This window comes from Paenibacillus sp. FSL E2-8871, assembly GCF_038000345.1.
Classification (GTDB): domain Bacteria; phylum Bacillota; class Bacilli; order Paenibacillales; family Paenibacillaceae; genus Paenibacillus_AQ.
The window spans coordinates 1,361,279-1,378,237 of sequence record NZ_JBBOBV010000001.1 but is presented as its reverse complement, the minus strand read 5'-3'; the positions used below and the strand labels follow the sequence as shown (position 1 = coordinate 1,378,237).

Below are 16,959 nucleotides of genomic sequence, written 5' to 3'. Positions count from 1 at the left end.
CATAAAAGTTGTAGGAGGTACTAAATGAGAAATTCAACTGCACTATTAATTATCGATGTTCAAGAAGCTATGTTCTCCTATCCTGATCAAAAGCTGTACGATGAAGAGGGTGTAATGGAGAGAATTATTTCCCTTCAGAACAAAGCTAGGGTAGCAGGTACTCCAATAGTTTATATTCAACACACCGAAGATGAGGAATATACAAAAGGTACGTCCACATGGCAGATCAGTCACCGTATCACACCGCAGGAAGGTGAAGTTATTGTGGAGAAGTCTACTTGGGATGCTTTTCACCGAACCGAACTGCAAGAGGAGCTACAGAAGCTGGGGATCACGAATCTGGTGATTTGTGGGATGCAAAGTGAGTTCTGCCTAGATACGACAATAAGACGCGCATACAGTATGGGGTATAAGAATGTTCTCGTCCAAGATGCTCATAGCACCTTTGATAATGGGGTTCTCAATAGTAGTGAGATCGTTAAGCATCATAATGCAGTAATCGGAGGGAGATTCGCCCAGTTACGAGCTGAAAGCGAGGTTCAGTTCTAGATGAGTACACCTCAGGCTGCCATGAAACCTATTCAGCGTTCTCGACTTAGACTATTTGCCGGAAAGCGATATTTTATTTGGAAAAGATATTTGAAATGGTGCACTAGCCGCAGCAAGGTGGCGAAGCAGCGCACTAGTGGAATTTTATCTAATGAAGTGATGACTCATGCTACACCGTTATTAAGAAGTCTACGGAATGTAGATATGGTACTTCAATACAATAAAATAACCAATTTACGTCTGGCGATAGCGAAACTGGATGGGCTCTTGGTGCGCCCGGGTGAGACTTTTTCCTATTGGAGAAGCATCGGTAAGCCCAGTAAGCGAAAAGGGTATCTGGACGGGATGGTGCTGCATTATGGTGGCTTCCATTCTGGAGTCGGCGGGGGACTGTGCCAGTTGTCCAATCTGATCTACTGGATGACATTGCATACACCTCTTACGGTTACAGAACGGCATCGGCACAGCTATGATGTATTTCCAGATGAACAGCGTACACAGCCATTTGGAAGCGGGGCCACCTGTTCTTATAATTATTTGGATCTTCAAGTGAAGAATAACACGAATCAAACGTATCAATTAAAGCTCTGGCTGGATGACAGCCATTTGCATGGGGAATGGAGATGCGATGAGCAGTCCCTTTATAAATATGAAGTGTACGAAAGTGATCATAGGATTAGTTTAGAACCTTGGGGAGGGTATATACGCAGTAACAAGATTAGTCGAAAAGTATATACACGGACCGGAGAGCTACTTGGAGATGAAGCTGTAACGGATAATTATGCGCTTATGATGTATTCTCCGCTTCTTCATGGATAAGAGGATAAGGTAATGGGTTATAACATAGAAGACACGTTATCGTTCTATCCTATGCTATACTTCAAAGGAGCGGATTAACAGCATGAAAGCATTAACCTACCAAGGGAAGAAGAAAGTGAAAGTTAAAGAGGTAGCTGATCCGAAGATTGAGAAAAAGGATGACATTATCGTTCGAATTACTTCTACAGCGATTTGTGGATCAGATTTGCACATTTTTAACGGTGAAATTCCAGGTATGTATGATGACTATGTTATTGGTCATGAGCCCATGGGGATTGTTGAGGAGACCGGTCCAGACGTAACTAAAGTCAAGAAAGGCGACCGTGTCATTCTTCCCTTTAATGTGGCCTGTGGTCAGTGCTTCTTCTGCCAGCATGAGATGGAGAGTCAATGTGACAATGCTAATGATGCTAAGGATACTGGCGGTTATTTAGGGTATTCTGATACTTATGGCGGATTTGCTGGCGGGCAAGCTGAATTGCTGCGGGTTCCTTATGGTAATTTCGGCCCTTTTGTAGTTCCTGAGGATGCAGAAATGGAAGATGAGAAGCTGCTTTTCTTATCAGATATTGTACCTACAGCTTGGTGGGGAGTAGAAAGCGGAGGAGTGAAGTCCGGGGATACGGTCATTGTTCTCGGCTGCGGGCCGGTGGGACTGCTAACTCAAAAATTTGCTTGGATCAAAGGCGCCTCTAGAGTTATTGCTGTTGACCACATTGGCTATCGGCTGCAGCATGCGAAGTTGACAAATAATGTTGAAGTTTATAACTTTGAAGAGATGAAGGATATTGCAGCTCATTTGAAGGAGATAACACATGGGGGCGCAGATGTAGTTATTGACTGTGTAGGTTTGGATGCCAAAATATCTGCATTGGAGAAAGTGGAAACCACACTGAAGCTACAGGGAGGCTCACTCAGTGCATTTAGAATGGCCTCGGATATCGTACGTAAATTCGGAACTATTCAGCTTGTAGGAGTTTATGGGCTTAATTACAATATGTTCCCTTTGGGTCATCTATTTGAACGTAACATTACTTTAAAAATGGGACAGGCTCCAGTGATTCACTATATGCCTTTGCTTTATAAGATGATTAAAGAGAATAAATTTGATCCTACAGATATCATTACACATCGCTTGCCTATCAGCAAAGCGGAGCATGGCTATGACATTTTTAGTGAGAAAAAAGAGGATTGCATCAAGGTTGTTCTGAAGCCGTAGCCTATAAGAAGCATATGCTCTCGTCAGAAATGACATTGCTTATGCTTTTTTTAGTGAAATCTAATGAAAATAGATGCATTTTTTCACGGTCTGCGTTAAATTAACATAAGTGACTTAAGATATTGAAAGGACGCGTACCATGTGAAGCTTAAAAAACCGCCACTTCCTATTCCAATTTTAATGTTGGTTGGGATTGTGGCCATCTCTTTTTCCGCAATTTTTATTAAGTGGTCTACAGCGCCAGCATCTATACAAGGAATGTATCGGCTGTTGTTCACCTCGCTGCTGATGTTGCCTTTTGCAAGACCATACAGCGGAGCAGCGTTCGCTCTTCGTAAAAAAGACTGGATCATGCTAGTGCTCTCAGGCATTATGCTAGCTCTACATTTTTTGCTTTGGATGGGCTCTTTGAAGTATACTTCGGTAGCTAGTTCAACGATGATCATGGCGCTGGAGCCAGTGTTTATTATGCTGGGCGTTTATTTTTTGTATAAGGAAAAAACGGCTGTGTCTGCTATTCTCGGGCTGAGTATTGCTATTGGCGGAGTAGTGTTTATCGGTTGGGGAGATATTGGTATCTCTGCAGATAATCTTAAAGGTGATTTGTTATCGGTTGGAGGAACAGTAGCGGTAGCTGTGCATATGCTTATCGGTCAAAAGCTTGTAGTGCGCATGCCCTCATACCTGTACAGCTTGATAGTCTTCTTATCAGCGGCTGGTGTGTTTGCCATATACAATCTGTTCATGGGGATTTCCTTCTTCAATTATCCTGCGAATGAGTGGGGGATTTTCCTTTTGCTAGCAGTGGTTCCTACGGTGTTCGGCCATATTTTATTTAATTGGCTGCTTCAGTATGTATCCGCAACTACGGTATCTATGAACATCTTAGGAGAACCAGTGGGGGCTAGTATCCTTGCTTATCTGCTCTTGGGTGAACAATTAACTGCGCTACAATGGGCAGGTGGACTTTTGGTTATGTTAGGACTGGGCGTATATTTGTACGCTGGAAGAAAGAAAACGATTCAGGTGGCAGATGCCATTCAGAATGCTTCATAACAGATATTTTAATCATAAAGGGGTCGCAAGGTATGGAAGAACAAGATCAAAATTTAGAACTGCATCCTGGAAAAGGCACTGCGCCAACGAGTGAGGAACTATGGAACGAAGACACATACACAGCTTGGGTTGCTCGATTTGGTACACCGTCAGAGGCAGCAGCCAAGTTAATCAAGGAACCTAGTGCAAAGCTGTACCCGCTCTCTTCTTATTTTGGAGATGTACAGGGTAAAAAGATGATGAATCTCATGGGATCAAACGGAATGAAGGCAGTCGCGCTGTCATTACTTGGAGCGGACGTTACTGTTGCTGACTTCTCAGAAGCTAATGCGCGTTATGCAGCTGATCTCGCACAAGAAGCAGGTGTTCAGCTTAACTATATCGTATCAGATGTTCTTAAGCTGCCAGATCACGTGCTCGATGGTTCATATGATATCGTATTTGCTGAATTAGGAATTGTACACTACTTTACCGACCTAGCACCGTTTATGGAAACCGTCCGCCATTTACTTTCTCCTGATGGGATCTTTGTTCTACGTGATTTCCATCCTGTGACAACTAAGCTTATATCCTCTAAGGGTTCTACAGCGAAGGTTCGTAAGCACAAAGTTAGCGGGGACTATTTCGATACGACATTGGAAGAAAAAAAGGTCTCGTACTCTAAGTATTTGCCTTCCACAGGCAAACCAATAGCCGAACAGGAACATAGCGTTGTATATTGGCGCCGCTGGACACTTGGAGAAATTGTAACTGCTGCTGCCAGTTCTGGGCTTGTGATCCGCCAATTGAACGAAGAACCTAATCTATCCTCGGATGTTTATGATAAAGGAATACCAAAGACATTCACCTTGGTGGCTGGAAAGGGTCAGAACCTGTAGGCTATTCGAATGTAAGGATTACAACTGTTATACACATATGAGCTAATCAAAAGGCTACTTTGTCCGAAAAAGGACGGTGTAGTCTTTTTTGCTTGCTTCAAAACATAAAATTTTAAACTTTTTTACGGAGAATATTCCATTACATTGGAAACTTATAGGTAATACAATAATTTTACATTCAACATTTGAAAGCGATTACTTTAACAAAAAGGCATTCATAAAGGATTTGAGGTGGATATGAAATGGACGAAGTATTACTACGAATGGCGGGGATTGATAAATTTTTCCCAGGTGTTCATGCATTGAATCAATGTCAATTTGAGCTGAAGCGTGGGGAAGTGCATGCCTTAGTCGGTGAAAATGGCGCAGGAAAGTCTACCTTAATGAAGATTGCAACAGGAGTCTATTCCAAGGATGCGGGTCAGATGTGGTACAAGGGATCTGAGGTGGAAATTGCCAATACTCGTGCTGCGCAGGAACTCGGGATTAGTATCATACATCAGGAACTGAATCTAATGCCGCATCTTACAGTGGCCCAAAATATATTTATTGGTCGTGAGCCGCGAAAGGCACTGAAATGGTTCGTTGATGATCTGGAGCTAAATCGTAAGGTGCAGGAACTGTTTGATCAGATGAATCTAAAACTAGATCCGAAGACTTTGGTCTCAGATCTGACAGTTGCTAATCAGCAAATGGTTGAAATCGCCAAAGCTTTGTCCTTCAATGCGGAGGTACTAATCATGGATGAACCAACTGCAGCGTTGACAGATACGGAAATTAACGAGTTATTCCGTATGATCGAGCAATTACGAGAAAAAGGTGTAGGTATTATATACATCTCTCACCGCATGGATGAGTTGAAACGGATCACAGACCGCATTACAGTCATGCGGGATGGTTGTTACGTGGATACTGTTCGGACGGATTCAATAACCATTGATCAGATTATTAGCATGATGGTTGGTCGTGAACTGTATCAAACGTCGAAGCCAACGCTTTCGTTACAGACAGAGCAAGTCGTACTAGAGGTTCGAAACTTATCCAGTGGGCAAATGTTGAAGGATATCAGCTTTCATCTGAATAAAGGTGAGATTCTGGGCTTCGCTGGATTAATGGGCGCTGGACGTACTGAGGTTGTTCGTGCCGTATTTGGGGCTGATCCTATCGATAAGGGTGAGATTAAGCTGCATGGAAATACGGTTCGTATAAAACAGCCTCACCAAGCCGTGCAGCATGGAATTGGCTATTTGTCCGAAGATCGCAAACGCTACGGGCTGCTTGTAGATATGGACATTAGCATGAATAATGCGATTGCTTCCTTCTATAAATTCCGTAATGCATTCGGATGGATGAGGGATCGGGAGATGCGAAAGTCCGCGGAGCAGCATGCGGAAGCACTAGCAACCAAGACTCCAAGTGTAAGTCAAAAAGTCAAATTCTTATCCGGTGGGAATCAGCAAAAAGTAGTTATCGGGAAATGGTTAACGAGAGATTGCGATGTGTTGATCTTTGACGAGCCAACACGTGGTATTGATGTAGGAGCGAAAAGTGAGATCTATAAGTTGCTTGATCAGCTAGCAGGTGAGGGAAAAGCGATCATTATAGTCTCTTCAGATCTCCCAGAGATTCTAAGAATGAGCCATCGCATTATTGTCATGTGTGAAGGACGTATAACTGGTGAACTACTCGCAGAAGAAGCATCGCAAGAAGCGATAATGAAATATGCGACGATGCGTTCATAATCGTTCAATGTTTATCGGAGGTGTCAAGGTCATGAAGATCGCAGATAAAGGGATTAGCCAGCCTATCAGCTCGAAGCAAACCGGGGCGCAATCAGGATTTAAACAAAAATTACTAGCATTCGCAAGTTTGATCATTCTGGTCATCGTATTTTCCGTAGCATCAAGTAACTTTTTTCAGTTTTCTAACCTAGTTGGAATTCTCGTCTCGACAGCTGTAATTGGGGTATTAGCGCTGGGCGCAACCTTTGTAATTATTACGGGCGGGATCGACCTTGCTTTGGGTACTGTGATGACCTTCTCCTCGGTGATGGTTGGCGTCATCATTACATTCTGGGGTCTACCTGTTCCACTCGGAATTGTAGGCGGAATTCTAGCTGGTGCACTATGCGGTTTTATAAGTGGTTTAATGGTGGCGAAAATGAATATTCCACCTTTCATTGCTACTCTAGCGATCATGATGGTCACTAAAGGATTGTCACTTGTCATAACGGGTGCCAAGCCGATTTATTTCAATGATGATCCGATTTTTGCCAAGATTGCAATGGGCAAGATGATCCCAGGCATTCCTAACACCATCGTAATCTTCCTATTGCTCGGTGTTATCGCAAGCATCATCTTATCGAAGACCATTATTGGACGCTATAACTTTGCACTTGGCAGCAATGAAGAAGCAACTCGCTTATCAGGTGTGAATACGGTCAAATGGAAGATTGTGATCTATACCATCACAGGGATTTTCAGCGGAATCGCTGGTATCCTGATGGCATCACGTCTAAATTCAGCCCAACCATCACTTGGCACTGGTTATGAACTTGAAGCTATAGCGGCTGTCGTCATTGGAGGCACATCTTTAAGCGGGGGCGTAGGTTCTATTCTAGGTACAATTATTGGTGCACTGATTATGAGTGTACTGACGAATGGCTTACAGATTATGTCCGTTGCTCAGGAATGGCGGACAGTCATTGTTGGTGTTGTAATCATCATAGCAGTGTATGCTGATATTCTTCGTAGACGGAAGCAATGAACGAGGTATTATCTCCATACGGAGTGATATACAAAGCAAATGACGAGGGGGAAGATTTAAATGAAACAACGTCGAAGAGGGATTATCATGCTTGCCAGTTTGTTATTGGCTACTACCTTACTTGGTGCTTGTAACAACAGTGATAGCAAAAAGAGTGCATCCGGTTCAGACAAACCATATATCCCAGTCATTTCAAAAGGCTTCCAGCATCAATTCTGGCAAGCGGTGAAGCAAGGAGCCGAGAAGGCTGCCAAGGAGTTTAATGTCGAGATTACGTTTGAAGGACCTGAAAATGAGAGTCAGGTAGATAAACAAATTGAGATGCTGCAGACGGCGCTAGATAAGAAACCAGCAGCAATCGCGTTAGCAGCTCTAGATAGCAAAGCAGCGATTCCATATCTGGAAAAGGCAAAGGAAAACAATATTCCAATCATTGGCTTTGACTCTGGTGTAGATAGCGATATTCCTGTAGCAACCGCAGCGACTGACAATAAAGCGGCAGCAGCTTTGGCAGCTGATAAAATGGCTGAGTTGATCGGCAAAAAGGGTAAAGTAGGTTTAGTTGTACATGACCAAACAAGCAGCACAGGTCAACAGCGTCGAGATGGCTTCTTAGAACAAATGAAAGCGAAATATCCAGATATTGAAGTGTTAGAGCCGCAATATGGCGGCGGAGATCAGTTGAAGTCCACGGATCTTGCAAAAGCGATGATGCAAGCCAATCCGGACCTTAAAGGAATCTATGGCTCAAACGAAGGATCTGCAGTAGGAGTAGCTAATGCAGTAAATGAATTACAGATGGGTGGTAAGATTGTGGTTATCGGCTTTGACTCCGGTAAACAGTTAATGGATGCTATTCGTAGTGGTGTTGTAGCTGGCGCTGTTACACAGAACCCCATTGGTATTGGGTATCAAGCGGTGAAGGCAGCTGTACAGGCGATTAAAGGGGAAACCGTAGAAAAGAATATTGATACCGGGTTTCACTGGTACGATAAGAACAATATAGATTCCGATGAGATCAAACCTCTGCTGTACGAATAGAAGAGATTAATAATAGAGGTTGCCTCAAGAAGGCAACCTCTATTATGCTTATCCCAAAAGGTAAACATTTACATTACATGCACTCGTTGAGTCAATAGCTGAGGAGGTGTTGGATGTATAAGATTATTCTAGTTGATGATGAAGACGAGGTTCGTGAGGGGATTAAACAGAAGATAGCATGGAATAATCATGGTTTTGAACTTGTTGGAGATTTCGATAACGGCAGAGATGCCCTTGATGCAGTCGAGCAGTATCGACCGGATGTGATTATTACAGATATTTGCATGCCCTTTATGGATGGACTAGGATTGGCTAAAGCTGTAATGGAACGATACCGGGACATGAAGGTCATTATCGTAACTGGTTATGAAGACTTCGAATACGCTAAACAGGCTATAACCTTGAAGGTGACGGAATATTTGTTAAAACCAATTAATGCTCGTGAGTTTGCCGAATATCTAAGCAAGATGAAGCAGGATTTGGATGAAGAGCATTTACAAAAGGCCAATATCGCTAAGCTTCGTATGCAATTAAATCAGAGCTTTCCTTTGCTTCGCGAACGTTTTCTGGAGAAGCTTGTTACTACTCGTATGAAAAACGACGAGATCGAGAATAAAATGAATTATTTTCATATACAGCTGCAAGGTGAGGCTAACCTTGCAATCGTAATCGATATAGAAATGGACAATCGTAGCCTGGATATTGCTTCTGATGCTGAGCTGCTGCGCTTTGCAGCTTTTAACATTGTGCAGGAGCAACTTGAGAAGGAGCAGGGCGGTGTCGTATTTCAGACGAGAGATGGGAAATTCGCTGCGATATTATCAGGGGATTCCGATGAGATCGAAGTCACAACACAACTTCTTGCAGATCAAGTACAAACCAGCCTGAACAAGTACTTGAAGCTGACGGCTACCATCGGCATCGGTAGAAAATACGCTGATTTACAGCAAATTCCACAATCATTCCAGGAAGCGATTTCATCCATAGAATACCGATATCTTTTAGGCATAGATAAGGTTATCTCCATACAGGACCTTGAGTTCGGCAAAGGATTGGATCAAGCACATTTCTCTTCATGGGAAAAGCAATTCATATCCGCGTTGAAGACAGGTAAAGCATCAGCGATCTCGGAGGTCCTCTCAAAATGGTTTCAGGAGCTAAAGAGCAATAGCTCTTCTATAGAAGACTGCCGAAGTAGCATCTACCAAATGCTCGTTGCTCTAATGAACTATGTAGTCGATATAGGATTCCCAAATACAGAGCTTGTTTCGCATAATATGTTTGCTGAGGTTGCAGCCCTTAAGACTTTAGATGAAGCTAGGAATTATTTGGAGAGAACTTGCCATGAGTTGATACTCAAGCTATCGGAACAAAGAACAACCGTCAGAACCTCTCAGATGAAAGCAGCAGAAGCTTATATTCGGGAGAATTATTGTAATGACAGCTTTTCACTTAATGAGCTGTGCAGCCATATTTTTATGAGCATCAGTTATTTCAGTGCGACTTTTAAACAGCATACTGGAGAGACTTTTATTGAGTATTTGACTCGTCTCCGTTTGGAAAAAGCTAAAGAGCTCCTTACCGTCACACAGTTGAAGACTTATGACATCGCTGCTAGAGTTGGCTATGCTGATCCTCAGTACTTTAGTGTGATTTTCAAACGTAATGTTGGGATCACACCGAAGGAGTATCGACAGCGACAGAAGGAGAATCTCCTTCTATGAACCCTCATCGCTTCTTCCGAAGTCGAAGTATTCATAATAATATCGCTATTTCTTTTTCCCTTCTTATTCTCTGCACAACTATAGTTCTGAGCTATACTTCATACCGACTCTCCTCAGCTGCCGTCATGGGGAATTCCGTAGCCTATACTTCACAATTAATAGAACAAGTAAAACTGAACATCGAGAATTATATTAGCAACATGGAGAGTATTGCTGCTTTGGTATTAACTAGTAGTGATCTTGAGAGATATGTAAAAGATTCGAGTTCGGGACAAGAAGGGAAAGTCAAAGATAAGCTGTTAGCCAGCCAATATCTTCGATCTGTCGTCCAATCCCGCACCGACATTTCTTCTATAGTGTATGCAAGCTCAGAGGGGATAACGGTTTCGGATCGACTAGACGCAGTTTTGAAACCGCTTCCTGAGTTGATTGCTCAAGAGTGGTATCAGCAAGCTTTGAACCAGACGGGAGTGGCTGTCTCCTCTTCACATGTGCAGCACTTATTTCAAGATGAATATCGTTGGGTAGTGTCGATCAGTAGAAAGCTATCAGATACCTTTTCAGAAATGGAAGCAGATCGACAAGGTGTGCTACTTGTAGATCTTAATTACAGCGTAATTAACAATTTGTGCAAACAAATCGAACTGGGAAAACGCGGCTATGTATTCATCGTAGATCCGTCAGGGAGCCTAGTCTATCATCCTCAACAGCAGCTGATCTACTCGCAGCTCAAGTTCGAGCAATTGGAAACCGTTCTTGGGATTAAGAGCGGGTCGGTTACAGTGAACACAGGGAACGAGCAGAAGCTGTACACGGTGGATACAACCAGCTTTGGCTGGAAGATTGTAGGGGTGACCTATCCGGATGACCTGGTTGCTAACAAACAGCAGATGCAAGGTACAGCTGCCTTGTGGGGAGCTGTAAGTCTCATCTTTGCCATGGCTATATCTGTGCTTCTTTCGTACGCACTAACTAAGCCACTCAAGAATCTTGAAATAAACATGAAAAAGGCTGAACGCGGAGAGTTCGACATTCGTGTGGAAATTGAGAGCACGAACGAAATTGGCAAGCTTGCCCGAACATTTAATCTGATGATCATGAAGATTAAAGAGTTAATGAGCCAGATTGTGATGGAGCAAGAGATGAAGCGTGTGAGTGAGTTGAAGGCATTACAAGCACAGATTAAGCCCCACTTTTTGTACAATACGCTAGACTCGATCATCTGGATGGCAGAGACCGGTAAGATGGAGGAGGTGGTCGAAATGACCTCATCATTATCGAAGCTGCTGCGTTCTACGATTGGTGAGGGCGAGGAATTGATTCCGATCGCAAGAGAACTAGAACATATTCGCCACTATCTAACGATTCAAAATATGCGCTATCGCCATAAATTCACATATTCGATAGAGGTGAATGAAGACATTCTTGAATGCAGTATATTGAAATTGGTCCTTCAACCCTTAGTTGAAAATGCGATTTATCATGGGATAAAGCATAATCCTGAGCAAGGGCACATCCTGATTAGAGGTAAAAAAGAGCAAAACGATATTACCATTCAGGTTATAGATAATGGTGTTGGTATGAATCCAGAGCAGATGAACAAGTTATTGCTTCAAAAGGCAGATTACAGGATTGGCAGCGGGGTTGGCGTTGCAAATGTGAACCATCGCATTCAGCTATATTTCGGGGACCATTACGGGTTGTCTTTTACGAGTGAAATGGAAGAAGGGACGACGGTCACTTTAAGAATTCCTGCGCTCTATGAGGAGGAGAGTCCATGAGCTCACTATGGTCGAAAATAGGCTTGTCTGCTCTACTGTTATTCTTCATTGTAGCGCTCGGGTGTGTAGGTTATCGTATGTTTATGAACGATCTTGATCCAAAGGTCAGAACCATTATCTACGTTCCTAAGACTATCGATACCAGTATTGAATTCTGGGAGGTAATGAAACAAGGGGTGGCGACTGCTGCCAAGGAATTCGGTGCAGATGTCCATACGGTAGGAACAGATACCGAGCTAGATGTAGATAAGCAGATTCAATTACTGGAACAGGCGATTGAGGAGAAGCCTGATGCCATTATTTTGGCTGCTACCGACTATTATCGTCTCGTTCCGGTTGCAGAGCAGATTAAGGCGGCTGGTATCACTCTTATTACGGTGGATTCGGGACTGAACGGCGGTGTATCGGAGAGCTTTATTGCTACAGATAATTATGAAGCAGGCCGTAAAGCAGCGCAGAAGTTAATTGAAAATATTCAAAGCGACGATCAAGTCGCCATTATGAATTTTGTACAAGGCTCCGCTACAGCTATCGAAAGGGAGAAAGGGGTTCGGGATGCTTTATCTCAGAATGGAGTTAATCTTGTGCAGGATACTCTTTACAGTAACGGATCTTCGAAGAAGGCATATCAATTAACTGTTGATCTTCTAAAGAATCAGCCACAACTAAAGGGAATCATTGGCCTAAATGAGCCCTCTACATTAGGTGCGGGACTGGCGATTATGGATATGGGCTTAAAATCAAAAGTGAAGCTGGTTGGGTTCGACAATTCCAGTAGTGAGGTTCAGTTGCTGGAGAACGAAACGATGCTGGGAACGGTGATTCAAAAACCTTTTACTATGGGGTACTTGGCTGTGAAAACTGCACTTGAAGTCGTTTCAGGTCACAAAGTAGCTCCTGTTATGGATACAGGCTCCGAATTCATTACGAAGGAAAATATGTACACAAGTGAGAATGAAAAGTTAATGTTTCCCTTTATAGAATAAGCAAATAAGAGCGCTCAAAACCATTTTGGCTTTGGGCGCTCCCTTTTATAAAATAGAAGGACCTATTAGTTGTTGTTTAATATATCGGCAAAAGATTGCTGCAACGGTGTTAATATATGATCTTTTCGCCAAGCCAGTACAAAACCACCGCTCTCAGGCAAAACTCCCGGTAGAGGAGCATAACAAAGACGACCTAACGCAAGTTCTGCTTCAATGCTAACTCTAGAACAAATACCTACGCCATCTCCCTCGCTAACTAACATCTTTAGAGTTTCAGGTGAATTCAACTCGGATCGGTTCCACAAGCGAATATGATTTATTTCTGCCCATTGATCCGCAAATCCCCGTAAACAAGAACCACCCTCATACTGAATCCAAGGCTCAAGCGCGATCTGTTCTGGTGTTAACTTCTCTATAGTTGCAAAAGGGTGACTAGGGGCAAAAATGAGCACAGGCTCGTCGCGGACAACCAGCTGAAAGTTAAAGGATTCATCATGCCAATCAGAAGTGTGTAAAATAGCCATTTGAATTTCTCGGCTTCGGAGTCGTTCCTTTAACAAAGTATCACTTTGGATCGTCATTGAATTATTAATCCCAGGATATTGTTTCATGAATTGGATTAGCGCTTTAGGTAAAATATAAGTTGCAGGTATATAACTTGCTTCCAGCTTTAAAGTACCTTGTGTTGGTGAAGAAAACTGTTTAACAGTACGTTCAGCTTCAGCTGTAAGTGAGACAATCTTGAGCGCATATTGATAAAGGGCCCGACCCGCATCTGTAAGCAGTACTCTTCCACTTCGATATTGGAATAAAGGCGTTCCAAATTCATTCTCTAGATTCTTCATATGAAAAGATACTGTGGGTTGTTTAAGGCCTAATTCAGCAGCTACATCGGTTACTTTCTTATATTTTTCAAGTAGGATAACGATCTTTAACTTCATAATATTCATGACTTTCCTCCGTACAATGCTAAGTTGGATAACAAATTATATCTCCATTATAGATTAAATCTATACATATATATAGTTTCTATTGGTATTTTTATCGTTGGCTTTACAAAGTTAAGAAGTTTCTCTAACGAACGAGCTCTAGAATAAGAAGAGTCAGAGGGGCTAAGAAGCTCCGGACAACAACAATAACATATGCGTACAATGCACTTTTACAGTAAACAAGCATATGGGGGCCAAAGCTCCACAACACCATGTTAAAGCTTGCGAAGCCAGTTCCGTATGAACTGTATGAGGAAGCTGTGCTAACAAAACATTTAGGAGGAGACAAAACAATGCAATTCAAAAAATCTTGGGTTATGACTTTGGCTTTAACAAGCGTACTAGCACTTTCAGCTTGCGGTAATGGTGGGGCAAACAACACGGGAGGAAACGCTGCAGCTACAAATGAAGGTAGCGGCGCTAAAATAAGTGGTTCGATTCTAGCTTCAGGTTCAACAGCACTACAACCATTGGTTGAGCTGGTAGCCGAGAATTTCATGGATAAAAATGCTGGTGTGGACATTCAAGTTCAAGGCGGCGGCAGTGGTACTGGTCTTACTCAAGTAGCTGAGAAACAAGTAGATATCGGTAACTCTGACGTATTCGCAGAAGAAAAACTAAAAGATGCAGATGCAGAAAAAGCAGCAGCTCTTGTAGATCATCAAGTAGCAGTAGTAGCGATCGCAGCAGTAACTCATCCGGATGCTGGTGTAGACAGCTTGACTAAGCAACAACTTATCGATATTTTCACAGGAAAAGTTACAAACTTTAAAGAAGTTGGCGGAGCGGATCAAAAAATCCAAATCATCAACCGTCCAGGCAGCTCCGGTACTCGCGCAACCTTTGAAAGCTTTGCACTTGGAACTAAAACTGAAGATATCCCAGGATCGATTCAAGAAGATTCCTCCGGTACTGTTAAGAAAATGATCGGAGAAACTCCAGGGGCTATCGGTTATCTGGCTCTTTCATACCTTGATGATTCAATCAAAACACTTAGCCTTGATGGTGTAGAAGCATCTGTAGACAATGTTATTTCTGGTAAATATCCAGTATGGGCTTACGAGCACATGTACACAAACGGCGAACCAAATGAAACAGTAAAAGCATTCCTTGACTTTTTCTTGACAGACGAAGTACAAACAGGTGAAGTTGTTGAGCTTGGATACATTCCAGCAGTAAAAATGCAAGTTACTCGTGACGTTGCAGGAAATGTTACAGCTAAGTAATTCACTTCTAAGTAATTTGTAAGGATTAGAATCTCAAGTGATTAGAGGCGGATACATCTGCCTCTCTTTTCACTTTAGAAAGAGGGAGCAATTGAGGGTGAAACTAAAGAACTCACGCATCGAGAAACATCATATTGAAGATTTTGTGGGACGTACATATATGTCCTTCTGTGTACTGCTATTGATAACAATCATTGTATCGATGGTATATTTTGTGGCGTCTAAAGGTATTTCAACTTTTACAAGTGGTGATGTTAGCGTTACTGATTTTCTATTCGGAACAAAGTGGTCACCTGAAGCAGATACGCCATCCTTTGGTGCTTTTCCGTTTATCACGGGATCCTTCTTAGTTACTCTACTTGCAGCATTGATTGCTAGTCCACTTAGCCTTTGCGCTGCGCTGTTCATGACTGAGATTGTCCCAGGATGGGGCAAAAAATTGCTTCAGCCCGTAATCGAGCTGTTGGCAGGTATCCCTTCAGTTGTTTATGGTTTCATCGGATTAAGTGTTATTGTACCGTTTCTACGCAACAACCTGCCTGGTCAAGGCATCGGGGTAGCTGCAGGCGCGCTTGTGCTCTCGGTCATGATTCTTCCGACGATTACAAGCGTGGCTGCAGACGCGCTGGCTTCATTGCCGCAAAATTTAAAGGAATCCTCCTATGCGCTTGGTGCCACCCGGTGGCAGACGATCTCTCGAGTGATTATTCCGACAACGTTTCCTGCTATTATGACTGGTATTGTACTGGGGATGGCACGTGCATTCGGTGAAGCCCTTGCTGTACAGATGGTTATCGGGAATGCGCCATTCGTACCAAAATCACTCTTTGAATCAGCTTCTACCCTGACGAGTGTAATCACGCTTGGAATGGGGAACACAACCATGGGCTCTGCGCACAATAATGCTCTGTGGAGTATGGCACTGGTTCTTATGCTGATGACCTTTGTATTTGTCTTCTTTGTGAGACTGCTTGAAAGGAGAAATAAAATTTGAAGCCGAGAACCGTAAATAAAATTGCCACAAGCCTTATTGTGTTTTTCGCATTGCTCATCGTAGCTATTCTGGTTGGTCTACTAGGATATATCCTCTTTCGAGGTCTTAGTCACATTAGTTGGGATTTTCTATTCTCTGCACCGCAAAAAATTAGAGCAGGTGGAGGAATTGGCCCTCAGCTATTCAACTCTTTATTCCTTTTGGTACTCACGCTAATAATTACAGTACCTCTAGGACTGGGTGCCGGTATTTACATGGCTGAATATGCTCGTCCGGGAAAAATCACCGGCTTTATTCGCTTAATTGTTGAGGTATTATCTTCGTTCCCTTCAATCGTAGTCGGCTTGTTTGGTCTATTGCTGATTGTTAACTATTTTAATCTTGGCTTTTCCTTAATCTCTGGAGCACTGGCATTGACGGTCTTTAATCTACCGCTGATGGTTCGGATTACTGAGCAAGCTTTCCGTAGTGTTCCGAAGCAACAAAAAGAGGCTGGTTTTGCACTAGGATTGTCCAAGTGGAAAATCGTAACCTCCGTGTTGTTCCCAGTAGCATTACCAACGATTATTACGGGTACTATTTTGTCCGCTGGCCGTGTCTTTGGGGAAGCAGCCGCGTTGATGTTCACTGCAGGAATGAGTAGCCCAAGACTAGATTTCACCAACTGGAATCCACTTAGTCCGAACTCACCACTGAATCCTTTCCGTCCAGCTGAAACACTGGCTGTTCATATCTGGAAGGTAAATAGTGAAGGCCTTGCTCCCGATGCCGCGCAAATTGCTGCGGGAGCTTCAGCAGTACTTGTAATTATGGTGTTAATCTTCAACTTGGCAGCACGTTATTTCGGTAGATTTATTTATCGTAAGCTTACAGCTTCAAAAAGAATGAACTAATTCCTAAAAACTAAAGTAGAGATGTAGGAGGAGTAATC

At 42.9% G+C, this 16,959-nt stretch carries 15 protein-coding genes; 14 read left to right on the top strand and 1 reads right to left on the bottom strand.

Annotated features, from left to right (window positions below):
- The first annotated feature begins 24 nt into the window (after positions 1 to 24).
- The 11 genes from NYE25_RS06235 (at position 25) to NYE25_RS06185 (ending at position 12,819) form a co-directional block, all read left to right on the top strand.
- Entirely contained in the window at positions 25 to 549 is a 525-nt protein-coding gene (locus tag NYE25_RS06235; RefSeq protein WP_341145425.1) for a cysteine hydrolase family protein, read from the top strand.
- Positions 550 to 1,368, top strand: a complete 819-nt coding sequence (locus NYE25_RS06230) for a VanW family protein (protein ID WP_341055199.1) — start codon at positions 550 to 552, stop codon at positions 1,366 to 1,368.
- Between the two features lie 82 nt (positions 1,369 to 1,450).
- On the top strand, positions 1,451 to 2,587 hold the full coding sequence (locus tag NYE25_RS06225; RefSeq protein ID WP_341145424.1) for a zinc-dependent alcohol dehydrogenase: 1,137 nt from the start codon (positions 1,451 to 1,453) through the stop codon (positions 2,585 to 2,587).
- 141 nt (positions 2,588 to 2,728) lie between these two features.
- Positions 2,729 to 3,643 carry a DMT family transporter gene (locus tag NYE25_RS06220; protein WP_341145423.1) on the top strand — a complete coding sequence of 305 codons (915 nt, stop codon included), beginning with the start codon at positions 2,729 to 2,731 and terminating at the stop codon, positions 3,641 to 3,643.
- Between the two features lie 32 nt (positions 3,644 to 3,675).
- Complete coding sequence (locus NYE25_RS06215; protein WP_341145422.1) at positions 3,676 to 4,521, top strand: class I SAM-dependent methyltransferase; 846 nt, start codon at positions 3,676 to 3,678, stop codon at positions 4,519 to 4,521.
- Positions 4,522 to 4,763: 242 nt separating this feature from the next.
- Complete coding sequence (locus NYE25_RS06210; protein WP_341055193.1) at positions 4,764 to 6,263, top strand: sugar ABC transporter ATP-binding protein; 1,500 nt, start codon at positions 4,764 to 4,766, stop codon at positions 6,261 to 6,263.
- 31 nt (positions 6,264 to 6,294) lie between these two features.
- Positions 6,295 to 7,287: an ABC transporter permease gene (locus NYE25_RS06205; protein ID WP_076283610.1), complete on the top strand. Its 993-nt coding sequence runs from the start codon at positions 6,295 to 6,297 to the stop codon at positions 7,285 to 7,287.
- A gap of 60 nt (positions 7,288 to 7,347) precedes the next feature.
- Positions 7,348 to 8,328, top strand: coding sequence for an ABC transporter substrate-binding protein (locus tag NYE25_RS06200; RefSeq protein WP_341145421.1), 981 nt, complete (start codon positions 7,348 to 7,350; stop codon positions 8,326 to 8,328).
- Between the two features lie 113 nt (positions 8,329 to 8,441).
- On the top strand, positions 8,442 to 10,052 hold the full coding sequence (locus NYE25_RS06195) for a response regulator (protein WP_341055191.1): 1,611 nt from the start codon (positions 8,442 to 8,444) through the stop codon (positions 10,050 to 10,052).
- Positions 10,049 to 11,833, top strand: a complete 1,785-nt coding sequence (locus NYE25_RS06190; protein WP_341145420.1) for a cache domain-containing sensor histidine kinase — start codon at positions 10,049 to 10,051, stop codon at positions 11,831 to 11,833. The genes NYE25_RS06195 and NYE25_RS06190 overlap by 4 nt, the downstream gene beginning before the upstream one ends.
- Positions 11,830 to 12,819, top strand: coding sequence for a substrate-binding domain-containing protein (locus NYE25_RS06185; RefSeq protein WP_076298710.1), 990 nt, complete (start codon positions 11,830 to 11,832; stop codon positions 12,817 to 12,819). Before NYE25_RS06190 ends, NYE25_RS06185 begins: the two co-directional genes overlap by 4 nt.
- 65 nt (positions 12,820 to 12,884) lie before the next feature.
- Here the strand turns inward: NYE25_RS06185 and NYE25_RS06180 are convergent, their stop codons facing one another.
- Positions 12,885 to 13,769 (bottom strand): LysR family transcriptional regulator, encoded by an 885-nt coding sequence (locus NYE25_RS06180; protein WP_341145419.1) that lies wholly within the window; start codon positions 13,767 to 13,769, stop codon positions 12,885 to 12,887.
- A 332-nt stretch (positions 13,770 to 14,101) separates the two neighbouring features.
- Between NYE25_RS06180 and NYE25_RS06175 the strand changes: the two genes are divergently transcribed.
- From NYE25_RS06175 to pstA, 3 genes are all read left to right on the top strand, one after another.
- Positions 14,102 to 15,034, top strand: coding sequence for a phosphate ABC transporter substrate-binding protein (locus NYE25_RS06175; protein WP_042132223.1), 933 nt, complete (start codon positions 14,102 to 14,104; stop codon positions 15,032 to 15,034).
- Between the two features lie 91 nt (positions 15,035 to 15,125).
- A complete protein-coding gene (gene pstC / locus NYE25_RS06170) occupies positions 15,126 to 16,028 on the top strand; it encodes a phosphate ABC transporter permease subunit PstC (protein ID WP_042128137.1) in 903 nt (300 codons plus the stop codon).
- Positions 16,025 to 16,921, top strand: coding sequence for a phosphate ABC transporter permease PstA (gene pstA / locus NYE25_RS06165; protein ID WP_042128135.1), 897 nt, complete (start codon positions 16,025 to 16,027; stop codon positions 16,919 to 16,921). The genes pstC and pstA overlap by 4 nt, the downstream gene beginning before the upstream one ends.
- The last annotated feature ends 38 nt before the right edge of the window (positions 16,922 to 16,959 follow it).